Origin of the sequence: Desulforamulus aeronauticus DSM 10349 (assembly GCF_900142375.1) — a bacterium.
GTDB lineage: Bacteria > Bacillota > Desulfotomaculia > Desulfotomaculales > Desulfotomaculaceae > Desulfotomaculum > Desulfotomaculum aeronauticum.
In genome coordinates, this window is sequence record NZ_FRAR01000036.1 from 1 (window position 1) to 20,041 (window position 20,041).

The window sequence follows — 20,041 nt, forward strand, 5'->3', positions numbered from 1 at the left end:
CTCATCTCCTTTGATATGGAGATTCGACAAAAGCCAGCCATTTTCATGCCCAAACGAAGACTTTTCAATAATTGTTAGACAGTCTGACGTACGGTGGTGTGGGAGGTCGGCTACTCAATTAATGGGTAGCCTCCTACCCGATTGGGCTTGATGTTACTATATTTAGTTTTATGATAAAATTAGATAATTTTTACCAGTTCTTACTATGAGACCTGTTATTAGCTAAATTTATGCTTGGGAGGTATGCCTGTGATAAAAGTAGAAGGGATTAAAAATATTTGCAATGTAGGGACAGGTACAATGGGTTTTGGTACCACGCTTATATTTGCCATGGCCGGATATCAGGTACGTATGTTTGGTCGTTCGGAAACCAGTATTAATCATGGTTTTAAAAGTATTAAGGAAGCACTTGAAACCTTCTATGAAAATGATTTGATTCAACAAGCGGATATTCAAGAGATATTAGGACGGATTAAAGGCTTCACGAGACTGGAAGAGGCTGCTGAAGGTGCCCATTTTGTTTTTGAAGCGATTGATGAAAATCTTGTTGTAAAGCAGGAACTCTTTGCAAAAATCGAAAAACTTTGCACATCAGATACTATTTTTGCTTCGAACACCTCCGGTCTTAGCCCGACGGCTATTGCAGAGACATTAGAACATAAAGGGCGGTTTATTGTTGCTCATTTCTGGAATCCACCTCATCTAGTACCGCTTGTTGAAGTTGTACCAGGAAAGCACACTACACAACAGGTCGTTAATGCCACCCAGAAACTAATGGAGAAAATCGGTAAAAAACCAGTGGTACTCAAGAGAGAAGCTCTCGGCTTTATCGGCAACCGTCTGCAATTAGCGTTGCTTCGTGAGGCACTGCATATTATAGAGACAGGCATCGCTAGCAAGGAAGCAGTTGATACAACCATCAAATATAGTTTAGGACGTCGCTTATCAACCACTGGACCACTTGAAAGTGCTGATCTGGGTGGTTTGGATGTTTTTTATAATATTTCCAGTTATCTTTTAAAAGATCTCTGCAATAATGAGGAGATATCGTTGATTTTGCAAGAGGCGGTTGATAAGAAAAACTTTGGTGCCAAAACAGGTGCCGGTTTGTATGATTGGACACCAGAAGCACTGGCACAAATTAAAAAGACTCGTGAAAAAAATCTGATTGAGTGGCTACATAAAGATAAAGAAGTAGATTTATAGTAAAAACTACGCCATGATTTAGTGTGAAGGTAGCGTTATCACCAAAGGTACTGAAAAAGTTTTTAACTTACATGAAGACCGTTTTCCGGCCTTTTGGTGAGAAAACGGTCTTTTCTTTGCTTGGATGAATTATTTAGTTATACTAGGTTTCTCTACCAGAGAGACTGCACTAACCTTCTCAGTTAATAAACTTACTGTTACTAATGTAACGGCTGACAGAGGAAGGCTGATGACGATGGGATCTATATAAACCCAGGGCATTCCTACCAAGGTTGTTTTACCAAAAAGAATATTACTAAGGCCAAGGGCTGTGGCTTCTTTAGCGTGGATAAAGGCCATCAGCAATATACTGGAGGCTAGGCCGGCAATCATGCTGGCGATAACACCTGACTTGGTGGCCCGGGGCCAGAACAAAGCAGCGGTGTAGGCGGGTAAAAAGGTAGCTGCACAAACACCAAAGAAAATAGCTGTAGCAACGGCAATGATACTACCGGGAAGTTTCAGCGCCAGATAAATCGAAGCAACCAGAGCTACTAAGATAGAGAAACGGTTAGACGAAAGGGTAGAATTTTTATACAAGTCATTACACAGGGAAGTACCGATTACATGGAACTGACCACTTAAAGTAGACATTGCTGCGGATAAAAGGGTCAGCATAAAGAGATAGCCAAACCAAGATGGCATGGCAGAGCTAACAAAAAGTGGGATGATACTGTCAATGTTTGGTTTTCCTGTGGTGGCATCCATCACGGCGGCAATAGAGATTTTTCCCAGGGTCTGATAAAAATAAGCATTCGATAACGCACCAACGGTAAAGGCCACTCCTGTCATGACGAGGATGAATACACCGCCGACAACGACGGCACGGTTTATCTCCCGGGGACCCTTAACAGTCAGAAAACGAACAACTAATTGGGGTTGCGCTAATACACCGATGCCTACTCCCATAACCAGGGTAGAAACCACGACCCACCAGTATTCTGAGCCAAGCGCAGGCATGGCGGTCCAACCCAGGTGACCTTTGTCAACCATGCTTTGCGGCACGAGGGAGGCCATATCGGTTAGTGCCTGGTGAGCAGGGGTAATGCCGCCTAGTTTGCTATAGGTCACGGCAAACAGGATAATCATTCCTAAAAACATAATGGTAGCCTGAAAAGCATCGTTGTATAAGACACCCTTAATGCCGCCGGTGATAACGTAGGCGGCTGTAATAACACCAAAAATTATGATGGCTAGATTGTAATCGATATGCAAAAGCTGCTCCAGAAACCGGCCTGAACCGATCATAACCGCTGCGGCGTAGAGTGGCATACCGGCAATGATGACCAAGGCACAAAACTTTTTGATGAATTCAGATTTGTAGCGCAGGGCAATAAACTCCGGGAATGTACTAGCCCCCAATTCCTTGCCAACCAGGAGAGTTCTTTTGCCATAGATGACAAAGGCTACGAAGACTCCAACAAAAATAGTACAAAAGGTTAACCAGAGCAGGCTCATACCAAACATGGCCGCTGAGCCACCGAAACCTATAATGGCAGACGTGCTAACAAACGTAGAACCATAAGAAAGGGCCATTAAAAAGGGATGAGTTTCTCCACCCGCCAGCAGGTAATCCTTTTTAGTTTTGGTATGACGGTAAGCAAGTACCGACAGCAGTACGGTTATTCCTAGGTAAAGTAACAAGCTAATAAGTAACGTGCCATAATCCATATCTACAGACCTCCTGTTATGATAGGGTCAGACCCCTTTTATATAGAATTAACTGTCGCTATTCCAGTTTTTTATGCCGTAGGCTACACATAATCCGGTAGCAAGAATACTAAGTACGTAAGCCAGCATGATTTGGGGATCCGTAAAACCTAACATAAGCAACCTCCTTTCAGGATAAAAATAAAAAGCTCCCCATCCACAAAGGGACGGAGAGTTATTCCGCGGTACCACCCAAATTGACCACATAGGCCCATCTCAACAAGGTACGGGACTGTTCACCCAACGGTAAATAAAAAAGCACTTCATCCTCTAAGGGACGAAATGCTAGATTTCGCGGTACCACCCAAATTGCCAAAAGGCCGCTAATTACCGGTACGGGAATGGAAGTCCGATACCTGTTCCTTTGTAACGGCAGGAAACCCCGGCTACACCTACTGTTCTTCAGTATAGCAACTCCGGAGAGAACTTCACTCAACCATACCTTAAAGAAGCTTCCAGTCTCGACTTCTTCTCCCTGGAAGGCTGGGTCCGACCTACTTTTCTCCATCATTGTCGATCAATTTTTAATTGATAATAAAGTTAACATAGTTTACTTGTCCCAGTCAAGATAATTTTTTCATTTTTTCGCAAAGGAGCTACTATTTATTTGTAGCATTTATTGACATGTCTTTAATATAACGAAATTTAAAGACAGCGGAAGAAAAATGAAAGTTTTCCAAAGGCATGATAGCTGTAAAACCAGGATTGTGAAAAAAGGAACTTTACCAAAATGACTGTATTGGTTACACTTTGTGTATACAGAATACACAAAGGAGGGGTGCCTAATGATAGGTAGAGAATATGAACAATATCTCCAATCAACAGCAGCAGCCCAACAAAAAAATTGTAACCTCCGCTTTTGGTTAGCTGTTACCGGCATTGGTTTTGTACTTCCGTTAATAGGCTTTTTGCTCAGAGGGTAGTAAGATTATCGCGGGGATTGGGTGGGAGCCTAATCTCTTTTATTTTTGTAATTCGTTATGACTAAGGCTTCACCAAGGAAGTGAAAACCTTAGTCTTTTAATTTGCTGATAGAAAAAGCAGTTTCGGGATAGTTAAAAATCCTTTATTTAATTAATATATTGTAATGATCATAAGTTAGTAACATGGAAAGTAATATAATTATCCTTAAAGAAAACATAATTATTGATTACGCCAGCGAAATTAGTTTTAGCGAAAAAACACCCCTTGCTCAAACCAAAGCGAAAATTACGAAATGAAAATGTTCCATCTAAGAAATTTAATAAACCCTTGTAAATCAAGGGATATAAAATTTGTCGATAATTCTGAATTAAGCCAAATAAAGCAATGGCGAGAAAAATATTGAATGCGAGCGAATGAAGGTAAAAAATGGACTAGAACCCATTTTTATAGTAAAAAAACGGGTCTAGTCCATGTTTGTGAGAGTTTGTTCCAACTATAGCCTGTGATAAACTTAACTAAAGTAAAATCGTAAATTTTAAACAAGGGGGGTGGACCTGTGTATATTATAACCGAAGGAGGTCCGAAGGCGCTAGACCTAAATTTCACAAAAGAGGTGAGTCAGCGCAGTGGTGAGGATATACAATCCTGCTACCAATGCCAAAAATGTGCCTCCGGGTGCCCCATTGCTGAATACGGAGAAATGGACACTAATCAGGTACTCCGAATGATTCAGTTTGGTTTAAAGGACGAGTTACTGAAAAGCAAAGCGATCTGGGTCTGTGTAGGTTGTGAAACTTGTGGTGCCCGCTGTCCCAATGGCATTCGTATTGCCGCCGTCATGGATGCTTTACGAGAAATGGCCATTGAGGAAGGTGTAGCGCCGGGGGACAAAGACATCTATTTATTCCACCAGTGTTTTTTGGATTCCGTGCAGTCCCTTGGCCGTGTTCATGAAGCCACCATGTTAATGAAGTACAAACTGAAGAGCGGTCATTTATTCGATGACGTAGGTGTGGGTTTGAAAATGTTCCTGAAAGGAAAACTTGCCTTGTTCCCGCATAGCGTGCCTACCAAGACAGAAGTGCGGCGCATCTTTGATTGGGCCAAGAATAAGAAAAGCGGAAATTAGGAAATGGGTTTCTGCGGAAGGTAGGGGATAACAGATGAAACTGGCTTACTATCCAGGGTGTTCCCTGGAAGCCACCGCCAAAGAATTTGGTAGCTCAGTACGGGCTGTTAGCAAAGCTTTGGACATTGAATTGGTAGAAATCCCGGAGTGGACCTGCTGTGGAGCCACTTCTGCTCACGCTACCAACCATAAACTGTCCGTTGGTTTACCCGCCCTCACGATTAAACAAATTCAAAACATGGGCCTGGATTGTGTAGTTCCTTGTTCCGCTTGTTTTAATCGGTTAAAAACTACCGAATACCAGATGCTTCACGATGCCGAGATCCGGCAGGAAATGGAAAAGGTACTTAGTTTTAAATTTGATGGTCAGCCTAGGGTTTACGATCTGCTGGCCTATTTTGTAGAAAAAATTGGGCTAAAAAATATTAGCCCAAAGGTTCAGAAACCTCTAAAGAATCTTAAAATTGCTTGTTATTATGGCTGTTTATCGGTTCGACCCGGTCATATTACCGAAATTGACAGCACCGAAAACCCCATGCAGTTGGATAATCTTATCAAAGCTTTGGGGGCCACACCGATTACCTGGTCTTATAAAGTAGATTGCTGCGGTGCCGGACATTCGGTAGCCAAATCTGCCATGGTAACCAACCTGACAGGGAATATTCTGGCGAAAGCCCGGGAAGCCGGAGCCGATGCGGTGGTTAACTCCTGTCCGCTGTGCCAGACCAATTTAGAGATGCGCCGTCCCCAGGGAGAAGATATACCGGTCTTCTTCTTCACTGAGTTAATGGGTCTAGCCCTGGGTCTTCCCGAGGCTGGTGACTGGTGGAGCAAACACCTGGTGGACCCCAGCAAAGTAGCCAATGCAGTACAGGCTGGGTAACTTCGTAAGGGATGGAGGTTAACGTACATGAGCAACGTCCAAACCGATAAAAAATTAACCGGTGCGGCAATGGTTGTGGGCGGCGGTATATCCGGTATGCAATCTGCCCTGGATCTCGCTGAATCTGGTTTTAAAGTTTATCTGCTGGATGAAAAACCTGCCATTGGGGGAACCATGGCGCGGTTGGATAAAACTTTTCCAACCAACGATTGCGCTATGTGTATCATGTCTCCCAAGTTGGTAGACACCGGACGACATAATAACATCGAAATTATTACTGGGGCCAAAGTGAAAGGGGTTACCGGTGAACCGGGTAACTTTAAGGTCAAGGTAACTCAAAAGGCCCGTTATGTTGATATTCCTAAATGTACCGGCTGTGGCGACTGTGCCCGTGTTTGCCCGGTAGAATTGCCCAACGAGTTTAACGGGGAAATTGACACCCGCAAGGCCACTTATAAGCTGTACGCCCAGGCAACTCCTAACGCCTTTGCCATCGACAAACGGGGTATTGCTCCCTGTAAGGCCACCTGCCCCGCAGGTATCAACGTACAGGGCTATGTGCAGCTCATTAAATCCGGCAAATTTGTTGATGCCTGGAAGATGATTTACGAAGAAATGCCCTTCCCCGCCATCTGCGGCCGCATTTGTGCTCACCCCTGCCAGACTGCTTGTAATCGGGCCAAGGTGGATGAGCCTATTCAAATTGCCACTCTCAAGAGATTAGCGGCGGATACCGCTTATCAAATGGATATCAATGAATTACCCTTACCGCAGAAAGAAGCCGAGCGGGATGAAAAGATGGCTGTCATTGGCTCCGGTCCGGCGGGTCTGGCGGCTGCCCATTTCTTGGCGTTGAAGGGCTACAAAGTGACCATCTTTGAAGCACTGCCAGTGACGGGTGGTATGATGCGGATTGGGATTCCAGAATACCGCCTACCTAAGAAATGGGTAGACTTTGAGATTGATTTAATCAAACGCCTAGGTGTGGAAATCAAAGTGAACACCGCCCTGGGTAAAGATATCACCCTTGATGGTCTGTTAAAAGACGGCTATAAGGCCATTTTCCTGGGTGTTGGCTGCCAAAAGGGCACCAGTATGAGAACCCCCGGCGAAGATATGCAGGGTGTCATTACCGCTGTCGATATGCTGCGCCGTATTGGTTTGGGCGAAAAGGTAGAGGTAGGCAAGAAGGTACTGGTAGTGGGCGGCGGTAACGTGGCTATGGATGCTGCCCGCAGTGCTCGCCGCGCCGGCGCCGAAGTACACGTGCTCTATCGTCGTACCCGGGGTGAAATGCCTGCTGCCCCCGAGGAAGTGGAAGAAGCCATTGAAGAAGGCATTGAATTCCACTTTAGAACCCTAATTAAAGAAATCAAAGGCCAAAAGGGCAAAATGACTGGTTGCTCCTCCATCGAAGTGCTGCGTATGGAAAAGGATGACAAGGGTAAATGGGTGCCGGTCTACGGGGATGAAATCACCGAGTGGACCAATGTAGATACCATTATCTCTGCCATCGGCCAAACCGCCGACCTGTCCTTTGCCGGTGACAAACCCCTGGCCAACGAGTGGGGCAATCGCATTGTGGCTGATCCTGATACCCTGGCTACCAATGTGCCTGGTATCTTTACCGGTGGCGACGTATTCACTGGTCCTGCCCTGCTAATTGATGCGGTGGGAGCCGGCAAACGGGCGGCTGAAAGCATGCACCGCTACATCAACGGTGAGGATATGAAGGCCGGACGGGAATTTAAAGTGCCCGAAGAAAAAATTTCTCCCATTCCTCGTAAGGCTGCATCTTACACCAAGCAACCTAAAGTGAAACAAGCCCATGCTCCAGCGGAAAGACGGGCTACCAATACCGAAGAAGTTTGCCTGGGCTTTACTCCGGAACAAGCGCAGGAAGAGGCAGCTCGTTGTCTGAACTGTGCAATCTGTTCCGAATGTATGCAGTGCGTAGATGCCTGCTTGCCTAAGGCTATCGATCATAGTATGCAGGACAAAGAATTTGAAATTGAAGTGGGCGCCTTGGTGATGAACCCTGGCTTTAAGCCCTACGACCCAGAAGAACTGGCCCTGTACGGGTATGGCAAACTGAAGAATGTGGTGACCAGTATCCAGTTTGAACGGATTCTCTCTGCCAGTGGTCCCTATGCCGGACATATGGTTCGCCCCTCGGATCATAAAGAACCTACCAGGGTTGCCTGGTTACAGTGTGTGGGTTCTCGTAATGAAAGAATCGGCAAAGGCTACTGCTCCTCGGTATGCTGCATGTATGCCATTAAGCAGGCCATTATTGCCAAGGAACACAGCCACGATCCGCTGGATGCCAAACTCTTCTACATGGATATGCGGACACCGGGCAAGGACTTTGAACGTTATCTTAACCGAGCTAAAGATGAACATGGTGTTCAGTTCATTCGCTCCCGTATTTATGGTATCGATCCCGCTCCAGATGGCGGTGATGATGTTTATATTCGCTATGCTGACGAAGAAGGCAACGTAACTACCGAAGCCTTTGATATGGTGGTACTGTCCATCGGTTTATCTGCTCCGGAAAGCGCCAAGGAATTAGGTGAAGCAGCGGGCATTACTTTAGATAAATATGGTTTCTGCCGTACCGATACCTTTACTCCCGGTTGCAGTTCCCGAGAAGGTATTTATGTCAGCGGTGCCTTTGGTGAACCCAAAGATATTCCTGAAACAGCAGTGGATGCCAGCGCGGCAGCTGCGATGGTTTCCCGCTTGCTGGCCCCGGCTCGTGGCACGATGACCGCTGTGCCGGAATTCCCGCCCGAAAAAGATGTGAGTAACCAACTGCCCAGAGTGGGTGTGTTTGTTTGCAACTGTGGTATCAACATCGGCAGCGTTGTCCGTGTGCCAGAAGTGGCCGAGTTTGCGAAAACCCTAGCAGGCGTTGTCCATACCGAAGAATTCCTGTTTAGCTGTTCCCAGGATAATATTATTAAGATCCAAGAGCGGATTAAAGAACACGATCTTAACCGCGTGGTGGTGGCCTCCTGCACGCCACGAACCCACGCCCCACTCTTCCAGAGCAGCATGAAGGAAGCAGGGTTAAACCCCTACCTTTATGAACATGCCAACATTCGGGAACAATCCTCCTGGGTGCACAGGGAGCAACCGGTGGAAGCTACCGACAAGGCTAAGGATTTGGTACGAATGGCCGTAGCCAAGGTAAGACTACTAAAGCCTGTCCAAACAGCCTTTATCGATGTGAACCAGAGAACTCTGGTGGTGGGCGGCGGTGTGGCCGGTATGACCAACGCCTTGTCCCTGGCAGAGCAGGGGTTTGCCGTCAGCCTGGTAGAAAAATCCGCAGCACTGGGTGGTCGGGCCACTGAATTGCGTTACAGCTTGCAGGGCGAAGATATTCCGGCTTTTGTGGCAAAGCTTAAGGCCGATGTGGCAGCCAACTCGTTAATTGATGTAGTTCTTGAGGCGAAGGTGGAAGAGGTTGCCGGTTATCTGGGTAACTACCGGACCATCCTGACCAAAAACGATGGAACCAAAGTAGAAGTTGAACACGGTGCCGTGGTTATTGCCACCGGTGCTGATGAAATTGAACCTAATGAATACCTGTACGGTGAAAATCCTGCTGTTCTCACCCAGACTACGTTGGAGCAAAAGATTGCCGACCAGGGACTGGGAGAGGCCAGGAATATCGTGATGATCAACTGCGTGGGTTCCCGTGTGCCAGAACGACCCTATTGCAGCCGGGTTTGTTGTACTCATGCCATTAAGAACGCACTCAAAGTAAAAGAACTGAATCCCGATGCCAATGTATTTATCCTCTACCGAGATATCCGTACTTACGGCTTTAAAGAGGAGTTTTATACCGAAGCTAGACGCAAGGGAGTCATCTTTGTTCGCTACAGCGTTGATAATAAACCCCAGGTGTCTGCCAACGGCAATAAAGTGACGGTAACAGTGGTGGATCACGTTCTGCAACAACCCATTAAAATTGAGGCTGATATTTTAGCCCTGGCCAATGGCATTCAGCCAAGACCAGACACCGAAGCCTTAAGTCAACTGTTTAAAGTACCTCTCAATGCAGATGGGTTCTATCTGGAAGCCCACATGAAGTTACGACCTGTTGACTTCTCAGCAGATGGCTTGTATCTCTGTGGTCTGGCGCACAGTCCGAAAACCATCGGCGAAACCATTGCTCAGGCCAACGCTGCCTCGGTTCGTGCAGTGACACTGCTGTCTAAGGGCAGATTAGAATCTTTGGGGATTACTGCTGAAGTCGATCTGGATCTCTGCAAGGGTTGCGGCATCTGTGTCAATGCCTGTGCCTACGGGGCCCGGGTGTTAGACGAGCGCAGAGGAGTGGCCTACGTACGGGAAGTGCTCTGTCAAGGTTGCGGCGCCTGTGTGTCTGCTTGCCCCAGCGGTGCCACTCAGCAGAAAGGTTTCGAAAAAGAACAGCTGCTGGCCATGATGGATGCGGCTTTGGGATAGGAGGTTGGAGAAACCTATGACGGATAAAAAACAAATCGGTGCGGTTCTGGTTGTGGGCGGCGGCATCTCTGGGATGCAGTCCGCCCTGGACTTGGCCGAATCCGGCTACCGGGTGTATCTGGTGGAGAAAAAACCAGCCATCGGTGGTACTATGGCCAGACTGGACAAAACCTTCCCCACCAACGACTGCGCCATGTGCACCATGTCTCCCAAACTGGTTGATGTGGGCCGCCACTTGAATATTGAAATTATCACAGGTGCGGAACTGGTTGACCTGACAGGGGAGCCAGGTAACTTTAAGGCCAAAGTGTTACAGCAGGCTCGTTACGTTAGCCTGGAAAAATGTATTGGCTGCGGTGCCTGTGCCGAGGCGTGTCCGGTAAAAGTGGACGATGATTTTGACGGTGGTTTGGGCAAGCGTAAAGCAGTTTATAAACTGTATGCCCAGGCAACACCCAATGCCTATGCCATTGATAAAGGCAAATGTTTAAAACTTAAGAACCCCAAGGCCTGCGGCAAATGCCTCAAGGCTTGTCCGGCCAATGCCATTGATCATAGCATGCCGGACGCTACCTTGGAATTAGAAGTGGGAGCAGTAGTCCTCTCTCCCGGCTTTGAGCCGATGGATGGTAATCTGCGGGAAGAATTTGGCTGGGGACGCTATCAAAACGTGGTCACCAGTTTGCAGTTCGAACGCCTGCTGTCCGCCAGTGGACCCACCATGGGTCATCTGGTGCGCCCCTCTGACCATGTAGAACCTAAGAAAATTGCCTTTATCCAGTGTGCCGGCTCCCGTGACAGCGCTAAGGGCAACCCCTACTGCTCAGCAGTTTGTTGTATGTATGCTACTAAGCATGCCATTATTGCGCAAGAACACGAACCGGGACTAGAAACCAAGGTTTTCTATATGGATATCCGGGCCTATGGTAAGGATTTTGAGAAATATTACGACCGGGCTCGTCTTCAGCATGGAGTTAAGTATGAAAAAGCGATGATCTCTTCGGTAAAAGAAGACCCAAGTACCAAGAGTGTGATTGTTCGTTATCGTATGCCCGATGGCTCCTTTGCAGAAGAAACCTTTGATATGCTGGTGCTTTCGGTTGGTCTGAAACCTTCCTCTGGCAACGCTGCTTTAGCTAAAGCATGTGACATTCAACTGGATGAATTTGGTTTCTGCAAAACCGCTGAGTTTGCACCGGGTCAAACCACCCGGGAAGGCGTCTTTGCCGGCGGTGCTTTCTGCGCACCCAAGGACATTCCCGAAACCGTGGTAGACGCCAGTGCCGCCGCCGCCAATGCTGCCAAGTTCTTAAGCTCTGCCCGTGGTACCCTGAGTCAGGTTAAAACGTACCCTGCGGAACGGGATATCACCCAAGAAGATCCCAGAGTTGGGGTGTTTGTCTGCAACTGTGGGATCAACATCGGCAGCGTGGTCCGGGTACCGGAGGTGGCGGAGTATGCCAAGAGCATCTCCGGTGTCGTCCATACCGAAGAGTTTCTCTTTAGCTGTTCCCAGGACAGTATTGAGAAAATCAAAGATCGTATCAATGAACATAAATTAAATCGCGTGGTGGTGGCCTCTTGTACCCCCAGAACCCACGCCCCGTTGTTTATGAGTAGTTTAAAAGAAGCTGGTTTGAACTCCTATCTGTTTGAACAGGCCAACATCCGGGAACATGCCTCCTGGGTACACCGGGATCATCCCGATGCCGCCACCGAAAAGGCTAAGGATCTGGTGCGCATGGCCGTAGCCAAGGTGAAACTGCTGAAACCGGTTTACACTTCCTTTATGGATATCAACCGTCAGGCCATGGTTATTGGCGGCGGTGTGGCTGGTATGGCCAACGCCTTGAATCTGGCTGGCCAAGGCTTTAAGGTCATCCTGGTGGAACGGGAGGATAAACTGGGTGGTAATGCTTTGGAAGTCAAATATACCATGAAGGGTAATGACCCTGCCCAGTTAGTTGATCAATTAATCCAGGATGTCAAGAATCATCCCAATATCGACCTTAACCTTACTTCCACCGTAAAGGAAGTATCTGGGTATTTGGGCAACTACAAAACGACCCTAGCTACCCCAGGCGGAGATAAGAAAGTAGAACATGGTGTCGTGATCATTGCCACCGGTGCAGACTCTGCCAGCACCAACGAATACCTCTACGGTCAACACGCCGGGGTACTGACCCAGCGGGAGTTAGAAAATAAACTGGCTGGACCTGGTATTGGCGATGCAAAGAATATTGTGATGATTCAATGCGTAGGTTCTCGCAACGAAGAGCGACCTTACTGCAGCCGGATTTGCTGTTACAGTGCTATCAAGAATGCTTTGAAAATAAAGGAACTGAATCCCGCGGCCAATGTATTTGTCATTTACCGGGATATTCGTACCTATGGCTTCTATGAAACCTATTACGCCGAGGCTAGAAAGAAAGGTGTTATCTTTGTTAGATATACCCTGGATGATAAGCCTCAGGTAGAAGCCAATGGAGATAAGGTGAAGGTTAGGGTTAAGGACCCAATCCTCAACAAAGTGTTGGAATTAGATACCGATCTACTGGTGCTCAGTACCGGTGTCGTTCCAGCCAAAGGAACAGATGCTTTAAGCCAGACCTTTAAAGTAACCCTGAACGCCGACGGTTACTTCCTGGAAGCCCATATGAAATTACGCCCCATCGACTTTGCAGCAGATGGCTTATACCTGTGCGGCTTTGCCCACTCACCCAAACTCATTGAAGAGTCCATCGCCCAGGCTAATGCAGCAGCGGTGCGTGCGGTGACCATGCTGTCCAAGGATAAACTAGAATCCCTTGGTAACGTAGCCCAGGTGAATCCCAAGTGGTGCAAGGGCTGCGGACTGTGCATTGAAGCCTGCGCCTATGGTGCCAGATATATGAACGAGCTAACCAACGTTGCTGAGGTATTGGATGTACTTTGTCAGGGCTGCGGTGCCTGCGTGGCGTCTTGTCCCAGTGGTGCCTGTCAACAAAAGGGCTTCGAGAAAGAGCAGATTATCGCTATGCTGGATGCTTGTAACGGCTAGGCTAAAAGGAGGGTTAAGAAATGAGTGTTCCTGAACAAAAAGTTCAAACGGAATTTGAACCTAAGATTATTGCCATCGTCTGCAACTGGTGTACCTACACCGGTGCAGACCTGGCAGGTACTTCCCGTATTCAATATCCCCCCAACGTGCGGATCATCCGGGTCATGTGCAGTGGCGCCGTTGACCCCCTGTACATGATTAAACCTATTTTAGATGGTGGTGACGCCGTCCTGGTGGGTGGCTGACACGAAGGTGACTGCCACTATGGTAGTGGCAATTACAAAGCACGTCGTAAGGTAGCTGTTGCTAGAAACGTGCTCCAACAATTAGGTATTCCTGAAGAACGGTTATGGTTGCGTTTCATCAGTGCTTCACAGGGGGCATATTTCGGCGAAGTCATTACGGAAATGACCAATAAGCTGAAACAATTAGGACCAAACCCGCTGCGTAATAACTGGGAAATCTAAGGTGGGAGGCGTTGTAGCATGAAATCTTACACGTTAAAAGCAAGTGGCGACACCCTCAGTGCCGTCCAGGAATTTTTAAAATCGTTAATTACCTCAGGGGCAGTAAGTGCAGTACTGGTTCCCCAGGAGGTTGCCGCTAAAACCAACGTTGCTCCCACCCTAATTAGGGACCCGGAGATGTTTGGTTCTGCCAACCCCTTTGCCCCAGTGAGCGGACTCAATGTTGCCAGACTGGTGGCCAATCTTTCCCGCAATTTGCCGGAAAAGGTGGCTGTGGTGCTGCGTTCCTGTGAGGTTCGCGCTTTGATTGAATTAGTTAAGCTGCAGCAGGCTAAGTTGGAAAACCTGCTGGTTATTGGTGTAGATTGTGCCGGCACCTTTGCCGCCAAGGACTATGCCCAAATGGTACAACAAAATAAAGTGGATGCTAAAAAGTGGGTCAGCCAAGTGGCTGCCGATGGGAACAACCCCACCGATGTTGACCTGCGCCGGGCCTGTACAGTCTGTTCTTATCCCGAGGCAAGTCAAGCGGATATCGTTCTAGGCTGGCTGGGTATGGCTGGCACCCTGCTGGTATCGGCTAAAGATGACCTAGATCTGTCGGGTGTGGCTGGACTGGAAGCTGCCTCTGTACCCGATACTCGGGTAAAATTACTGGAAAAAATATCCTCCGAAAAAGCCCAGGCCAAAGAAAAAGCTGTTGCTGAGTTTAAGAATTCCGTTGGTAGCATGGAAAAACTGGCTGAGGTTCTGGCCACCTGCATTAAATGCCAAAACTGCCGTCAGGCTTGCCCTATCTGCTTCTGCCGTGAATGCGTCTCTGCCGGTCCTATCTTTGACCATACCGGTGATAAATACATGGAATATGCTAAGCGGAAGGGAGCCATTGAGCTACCCACCGATACCACCTTGTTCCACCTGACCAGGGTGAATCACATGGGACTATCCTGCGTAGGCTGTGGCCAGTGCGAAAATGCCTGCCCCATGGATATCCCTGTGGGCTTACTATTCCAAACCCTGTCCGAACCTAATCAAAAGCGTTTCGATTATGAACCAGGCCGTTCCCTGGAAGAACCCATCCCCATCACTGTGTATAAAGAACATGAACTGGAAGAACTCAATACCGGTAAACACTAAACTTGAAAAGCCACCCGTAGGTGGCTTTTCAAGTTTAGAAAAATTACAGGGTGTTCCTTATCCTATATAAAGATAGGATTCATTCATGCTTTTATAAGGAAGGCACTACATCGATGCTGGATTTAACTTTCTACTAAAGCTTTAGGATTAAGCCATGTAAAAGGCTTGCAATAAAATTGCGAATAAAAAGTATCGCTAATTATTTACTATCACTACTAATCATAACTCATCCTTTTTGGATGGGTTATTTTTTTGTCGTTAATACGACATTAATTATGTCACAAATTTATTATTCAGTAAAAACAGCCTCTGATCAAATAAATTATAGAAATATATTAAAGACATTTAGTTATTTAATATACGAATTATTATTTAAAAAATATATGAAATAATTAGTATTAATATTAAATTAAAAATTATATAAATGTTCAAAAAAATCTTTGAATTACGCTATGGTTTGTGTTAAAGTAAATCTATAAATAGCATACGCGTAATGACAAAAATAAGGAGGTGTTTGGCATAAGAAATATTCGTCAAAGAGTTGTTTTTGGTGTAAGGAGGTTAGTTAACTGATGAACGTACAATCCTCTACGGAAAAATCAATGGTGGGTGCAGTTATGGTCGTGGGTGGCGGCATATCGGGTATGCAATCCTCCCTAGATTTGGCTGAGTCCGGTTTTAAGGTTTATTTATTAGATGAAAAACCTGCCATTGGGGGCACCATGGCTCGCTTAGACAAAACCTTTCCCACCAATGATTGTGCCATGTGCATTATGTCCCCCAAGTTGGTGGATACAGGTCGTCATAAAAATATTGAAATTGTTACTGGGGCGAAGATTATCGAGGTTTCTGGTGAACCAGGAAATTTTAAGGTAAAGGTGCAGCAAAAAGCCCGCTATATTGATACAACAAAATGTACTGGATGTGGAGATTGTGCCAGGGTTTGTCCAGTGGAACTCTCCAACGAGTTTAATGGCAATATTGATACCCGTAAAGCTACCTACAAACTCTACGCCCAGGCTACGCCCAATGCGTTTGCCATAGATAAGCGAGGGGTAGCCCCTTGTAAAGCAGCTTGTCCCGCAGGGATCAATGTTCAAGGCTATGTTCAGTTAGTTAAATCAGGCAAACCTGTGGATGCCTGGAAAATGATTTATCAAGAGATGCCCTTCCCTGCTGTACTGGGGAGAATTTGTGCCCATCCCTGTCAAACAGCTTGCAATCGAACTAGGTTTGATGATCCCATTCAAATTAAAAATCTTAAACGTTTTGCTGCGGATGTAGCCTACTCCAATCTAGAACAACTCCCCTTACCAGAAAAGCTGGCTCAAAGAGAGGAAAAGATAGCAGTAATTGGTGCCGGACCGGCGGGTTTATCCTGTGCTCATTTTCTCACTTTAAAGGGATATCAGGTTACTGTTTTTGAAGCTTTGCCAGTCACTGGCGGGATGATGCGAGTGGGTATTCCAGAATATCGTCTACCTAAAAAATGGGTTGATCTGGAAGTTGATTTGGTTAAAAGATTGGGTGTGGAGATAAAATTAAATACTGCTTTGGGTAAAGACATCACCCTTGATCAGTTGTTTGAAGAGGGCTACCAGGCTATCTTCCTAGGGATTGGCGCACAGAAGGGAGTGCCCTTAAATGTTCCCGGCAGCGAATGGGAGGGCGTTATTACTGCTGTGGAGATGTTGCGTCAAGTGGGTTTAGGCGAACAAGTCAACCCGGGCAAGAAGGTTGCAGTTATCGGCGGTGGCAATGTTGCCATGGACGCGGCCCGCGTATCTCGCCGCTTAAATGCTGAAGTTCATGTAATATGTCTGGAAGCCGAGGGTACCTTACCGGCTGATCCAGAAGAAATCAAAGAAGCCATAGAAGAAGGTATCTCCTTTCACTATGCCCAGAGTGTACAGGAGATTAAAGCAACCAATGGTAAGGTTAGCGGACTAGTCATAGCCAATGTGCTCAGTCTCTTTGACGAGGCGGGTCGTTTTGCTCCCCAGTGCGGAGATATCATCACAGAATTGCCAGATTTTGATGGTGTGGTGGTGGCTATTGGTCAAACCCCTGATTTGTCCTTTGCCGCAGGAAAACCCTTGACTAACGAAAGGGGCAACCGGTTGCAGGCCGATTTTGATACGCTGGCTACCAAGGTACCAGGAGTATTTACTGGCGGCGATGCTTTGACGGGACCCCGTTTGTTAATTGACGCAGTGGGAGCTGGCAAAAGGGCCGCTGAAAGTATTCATCGCTATGTGCAGGGAGAAGATTTGCTGACCGGCCGAACTTTTAAAGTACCCGAAGAATCTATTGCTCCCCTTCGTCAAAAGGTGGGAGAAGTGGCCACCGCAGTTGCACTAGCTCAAAGTTATGCTGATCCGGCAGTAAGGTCGGGAAACTTTGCCGAGGTGGCTCAAGGATATGATGAAGACCAGGCCAGGGCCGAGGCAGAACGCTGCCTCAACTGTGCCGTCTGTTCCGAATGCTTACAATGTGTGAGTGCTTGCCTTCCAAAGGCGATTGACCATGAGATGCAGGATCAGGAATTAGAATTGGAAGTGGGAGCCCTGATTTTAAATCCCGGCTTTAGTCCCTACGATCCTACTGATTTAACCCAGTATGGCTATGGCAAATATCCCAATGTGGTAACCAGTATCCAATTCGAAAGAATTCTCTCAGCCAGTGGTCCCTTTACCGGACATCTAGTGCGACCTTCGGACCATCAGGAACCAACTAGGATTGCCTGGATTCAATGTGTAGGTTCCCGTAATGAGAAAATAGGCCATGGTTTTTGTTCCTCTGTTTGCTGTATGTATGCCATAAAGCAAGCCATTATTGCCAAAGAACATAGTCATGAGCCACTGGAAACAACCTTATTTTACATGGATATGCGTACACCTGGTAAGGACTTTGAACGTTACCAAAATCGGGCCAAAAATGAACATCAAATTAGATTTGTTCGCTCTCGCATTTACCAGATTGATCTGGCCACAGAGGGTAGTAATGACTTAGTCATTCGTTATGCCGACGAACAGGGCCGCACTCATTCTGAAACCTTTGATCTGGTGGTGCTTTCTGTTGGCTTAACACCTCCTGCAAGTGCCAAGGAGTTGGGAGCGGCCGCCGGCGTCAAGCTGGATAAATACGGCTTCTGTCGTAGTGAGGAGTTTAGTCCCGGTTGTAGTTCCCGGGAGGGTATTTTTGTCAGTGGTGCCTTTGCTGAGCCAAAGGATATCCCCGAAACAGTGGTGGATGCCAGTGCCGCAGCGGCCCTTGCCTCCCGTCTAGTGGCCCCAGCCCGAGGCACCTTGACCACCAAGCAAGAATATCCACCGGAAAGGAATGTTACCAATCAGGTTCCCAGGGTAGGTGTCTTTGTCTGCAACTGTGGCATCAATATCGGTGCCGTGGTTAAAGTGCCTCAGGTAGTGGAATTTGCCAAAACCCTGTCGGGAGTTGTTCATACTGAGGAATTTCTCTTTACCTGCTCAGCGGACAATATCATGAAAATTAAGGAACGTATCGTAGAACATAACCTCAACCGGGTAGTGGTTGCCTCCTGTACCCCGAGAACTCATGCACCGCTCTTTCAAAGCTGTATGAAAGAAGTCGGACTTAATCCCTATCTCTACGAACATGCCAATATCCGAGAACAATCCTCCTGGGTACACCGGAATCTACCGGTGGAAGCCACAGAAAAAGCCAAGGATTTAGTAAGGATGGCCGTGGCCAAGGTAAGGCTGCTGAAACCAGTGCAACCCACTTATATCGATGTGGATCAACGAACCCTGGTGGTTGGCGGTGGGGTAGCAGGGATGACCAATGCCTTAGCTTTGGCAGAACAAGGGTATCCCGTAACCCTGGTGGAAAGAACCGATAGTTTGGGGGGGAAGGTTCAGGAGCTGCGTTATAGTTTAACAGGGCAAAATATACCCAGTTTTTTGCAAAAACTGAAATCGGATGTGCAGCGGCATGATCTCATCGACATTATCCTCAATGCCCAGGTGGATGCCGTTACTGGTTATCTAGGGAATTACCAAACTACCCTTTTGCAGGGGGATGGTTCCAAGCAAGAGGTAAAACATGGCACAGTGATCATTGCCACCGGAGCAGACCCCATAGAACCCAACGAATATCTCTATGGCAACCATACTGCTGTCATTACACAAACTACGCTAGAGCAAAGATTAGCAGACACGGGACTTGGAGAAGCCAAGACAGTGGTGATGATAAATTGTGTAGGCTCCAGGGAGCCTGCTAGACCCTACTGCAGCCGAGTTTGCTGTACCCAATCAATTAAAAATGCCCTCAAAATAAAAGAACTTCAACCAACTGCCAATGTGATTATTCTCTATCGGGATATCAGGACCTATGGTTTTAAAGAAGAATTCTACACCCAGGCCAGAAGGCAGGGAGTACTCTTTATCCGCTATGATACCGATAGTAAGCCAGAGGTATCTGCCCAAGGAGATAAGGTCTTGGTAACAGTTACAGATCATGTGCTGCTGCAAAATATACAAATTGAGGCGGATATACTTGCCTTAGCCAACGGAATCCAACCAAGAAAAGACTCCGAACAATTAAGCCAACTCTTTAAAGTACCCCTTAATGATGACGGTTTTTATCTAGAAGCCCATATGAAACTAAGACCTGTTGATTTTGCTGCTGATGGTTTATATCTATGTGGGTTGGCCCACGGACCTAAACTGATAGACGAATCAATTGCTCAGGCCAATGCAGCGGCCATCCGTGCAGTGACTTTGCTCTCCAAGGGAAAATTGGAATCCTTGGGTATCACCGCTGAAGTGGATGCAGAACTTTGTAAGGGATGCGGTATTTGTGTAAGTGTTTGCCCCTATGGTGCCCGGGTGTTGGATGAAAAAAGAAGAATTGCCTTGGTTAGAGAAGTGCTTTGTCAGGGATGCGGTGCCTGTGCTGCTGCCTGTCCCAGCGGAGCTACGCAGCAAAAGGGGTTTGAAACAGAACAAATACTGGCTATGTTGGATGCAGCCCTAATCTAAACTATA

11 protein-coding genes and 1 other annotated feature are annotated in these 20,041 nt (G+C 47.0%); of the genes, 9 read left to right on the plus strand and 2 right to left on the minus strand.

The window, feature by feature from the left end; translation table 11 throughout:
- Positions 1 to 249 precede the first annotated feature (249 nt).
- Positions 250 to 1,206 carry a 3-hydroxyacyl-CoA dehydrogenase family protein gene (locus tag BUA78_RS18480; protein ID WP_238456876.1) on the plus strand — a complete coding sequence of 319 codons (957 nt, stop codon included), beginning with the start codon at positions 250 to 252 and terminating at the stop codon, positions 1,204 to 1,206.
- A 129-nt stretch (positions 1,207 to 1,335) separates the two neighbouring features.
- On the opposite strand, the gene BUA78_RS18485 is transcribed toward BUA78_RS18480, so the two are convergent.
- Positions 1,336 to 2,916 (minus strand): sodium:solute symporter family protein, encoded by a 1,581-nt coding sequence (locus tag BUA78_RS18485; RefSeq protein WP_072917526.1) that lies wholly within the window; start codon positions 2,914 to 2,916, stop codon positions 1,336 to 1,338.
- Between the two features lie 48 nt (positions 2,917 to 2,964).
- Positions 2,965 to 3,072 carry a symporter small accessory protein gene (locus BUA78_RS21000; RefSeq protein ID WP_338011636.1) on the minus strand — a complete coding sequence of 36 codons (108 nt, stop codon included), beginning with the start codon at positions 3,070 to 3,072 and terminating at the stop codon, positions 2,965 to 2,967.
- A 153-nt stretch (positions 3,073 to 3,225) separates the two neighbouring features.
- Positions 3,226 to 3,475: a binding site (T-box leader), on the minus strand.
- Between the two features lie 265 nt (positions 3,476 to 3,740).
- On the opposite strand from BUA78_RS21000, the gene BUA78_RS20385 reads away from it, so the two are divergent.
- The 8 genes from BUA78_RS20385 (at position 3,741) to BUA78_RS18530 (ending at position 20,035) form a co-directional block, all read left to right on the plus strand.
- On the plus strand, positions 3,741 to 3,878 hold the full coding sequence (locus BUA78_RS20385) for a hypothetical protein (RefSeq protein ID WP_175549078.1): 138 nt from the start codon (positions 3,741 to 3,743) through the stop codon (positions 3,876 to 3,878).
- A gap of 557 nt (positions 3,879 to 4,435) precedes the next feature.
- Entirely contained in the window at positions 4,436 to 5,008 is a 573-nt protein-coding gene (locus BUA78_RS18495) for a 4Fe-4S dicluster domain-containing protein (protein ID WP_072917529.1), read from the plus strand.
- A gap of 34 nt (positions 5,009 to 5,042) precedes the next feature.
- A complete protein-coding gene (locus BUA78_RS18500; protein ID WP_072917531.1) occupies positions 5,043 to 5,891 on the plus strand; it encodes a CoB--CoM heterodisulfide reductase iron-sulfur subunit B family protein in 849 nt (282 codons plus the stop codon).
- A 27-nt stretch (positions 5,892 to 5,918) separates the two neighbouring features.
- Complete coding sequence (locus BUA78_RS18505; protein WP_072917532.1) at positions 5,919 to 10,370, plus strand: FAD-dependent oxidoreductase; 4,452 nt, start codon at positions 5,919 to 5,921, stop codon at positions 10,368 to 10,370.
- A 16-nt stretch (positions 10,371 to 10,386) separates the two neighbouring features.
- A complete protein-coding gene (locus BUA78_RS18510) occupies positions 10,387 to 13,410 on the plus strand; it encodes a CoB--CoM heterodisulfide reductase iron-sulfur subunit A family protein (RefSeq protein ID WP_072917534.1) in 3,024 nt (1,007 codons plus the stop codon).
- 20 nt (positions 13,411 to 13,430) lie between these two features.
- Positions 13,431 to 13,877 carry a hydrogenase iron-sulfur subunit gene (locus BUA78_RS19975; RefSeq protein ID WP_175549079.1) on the plus strand — a complete coding sequence of 149 codons (447 nt, stop codon included), beginning with the start codon at positions 13,431 to 13,433 and terminating at the stop codon, positions 13,875 to 13,877.
- An 18-nt stretch (positions 13,878 to 13,895) separates the two neighbouring features.
- Positions 13,896 to 15,014: a 4Fe-4S dicluster domain-containing protein gene (locus BUA78_RS18525; RefSeq protein ID WP_072917537.1), complete on the plus strand. Its 1,119-nt coding sequence runs from the start codon at positions 13,896 to 13,898 to the stop codon at positions 15,012 to 15,014.
- Positions 15,015 to 15,586: 572 nt separating this feature from the next.
- Positions 15,587 to 20,035 (plus strand): FAD-dependent oxidoreductase, encoded by a 4,449-nt coding sequence (locus tag BUA78_RS18530; RefSeq protein WP_274377415.1) that lies wholly within the window; start codon positions 15,587 to 15,589, stop codon positions 20,033 to 20,035.
- Positions 20,036 to 20,041 lie beyond the last annotated feature (6 nt).

What these genes read in the sequence shown, in the direction of transcription:
- BUA78_RS20385 (WP_175549078.1), top strand. Translation starts at nt 3,741, where the DNA reads ATGATAGGTAGAGAATATGAACAATATCTCCAATCAACAGCAGCAGCC.
- BUA78_RS18525 (WP_072917537.1), top strand. Translation starts at nt 13,896, where the DNA reads ATGAAATCTTACACGTTAAAAGCAAGTGGCGACACCCTCAGTGCCGTC.
- BUA78_RS18530 (WP_274377415.1), top strand. Translation starts at nt 15,587, where the DNA reads ATGAACGTACAATCCTCTACGGAAAAATCAATGGTGGGTGCAGTTATG.
- BUA78_RS18500 (WP_072917531.1), top strand. Translation starts at nt 5,043, where the DNA reads ATGAAACTGGCTTACTATCCAGGGTGTTCCCTGGAAGCCACCGCCAAA.
- BUA78_RS18510 (WP_072917534.1), top strand. Translation starts at nt 10,387, where the DNA reads ATGACGGATAAAAAACAAATCGGTGCGGTTCTGGTTGTGGGCGGCGGC.
- BUA78_RS21000 (WP_338011636.1), bottom strand. Translation starts at nt 3,072, where the DNA reads ATGTTAGGTTTTACGGATCCCCAAATCATGCTGGCTTACGTACTTAGT.
- BUA78_RS18485 (WP_072917526.1), bottom strand. Translation starts at nt 2,916, where the DNA reads ATGGATTATGGCACGTTACTTATTAGCTTGTTACTTTACCTAGGAATA.
- BUA78_RS18505 (WP_072917532.1), top strand. Translation starts at nt 5,919, where the DNA reads ATGAGCAACGTCCAAACCGATAAAAAATTAACCGGTGCGGCAATGGTT.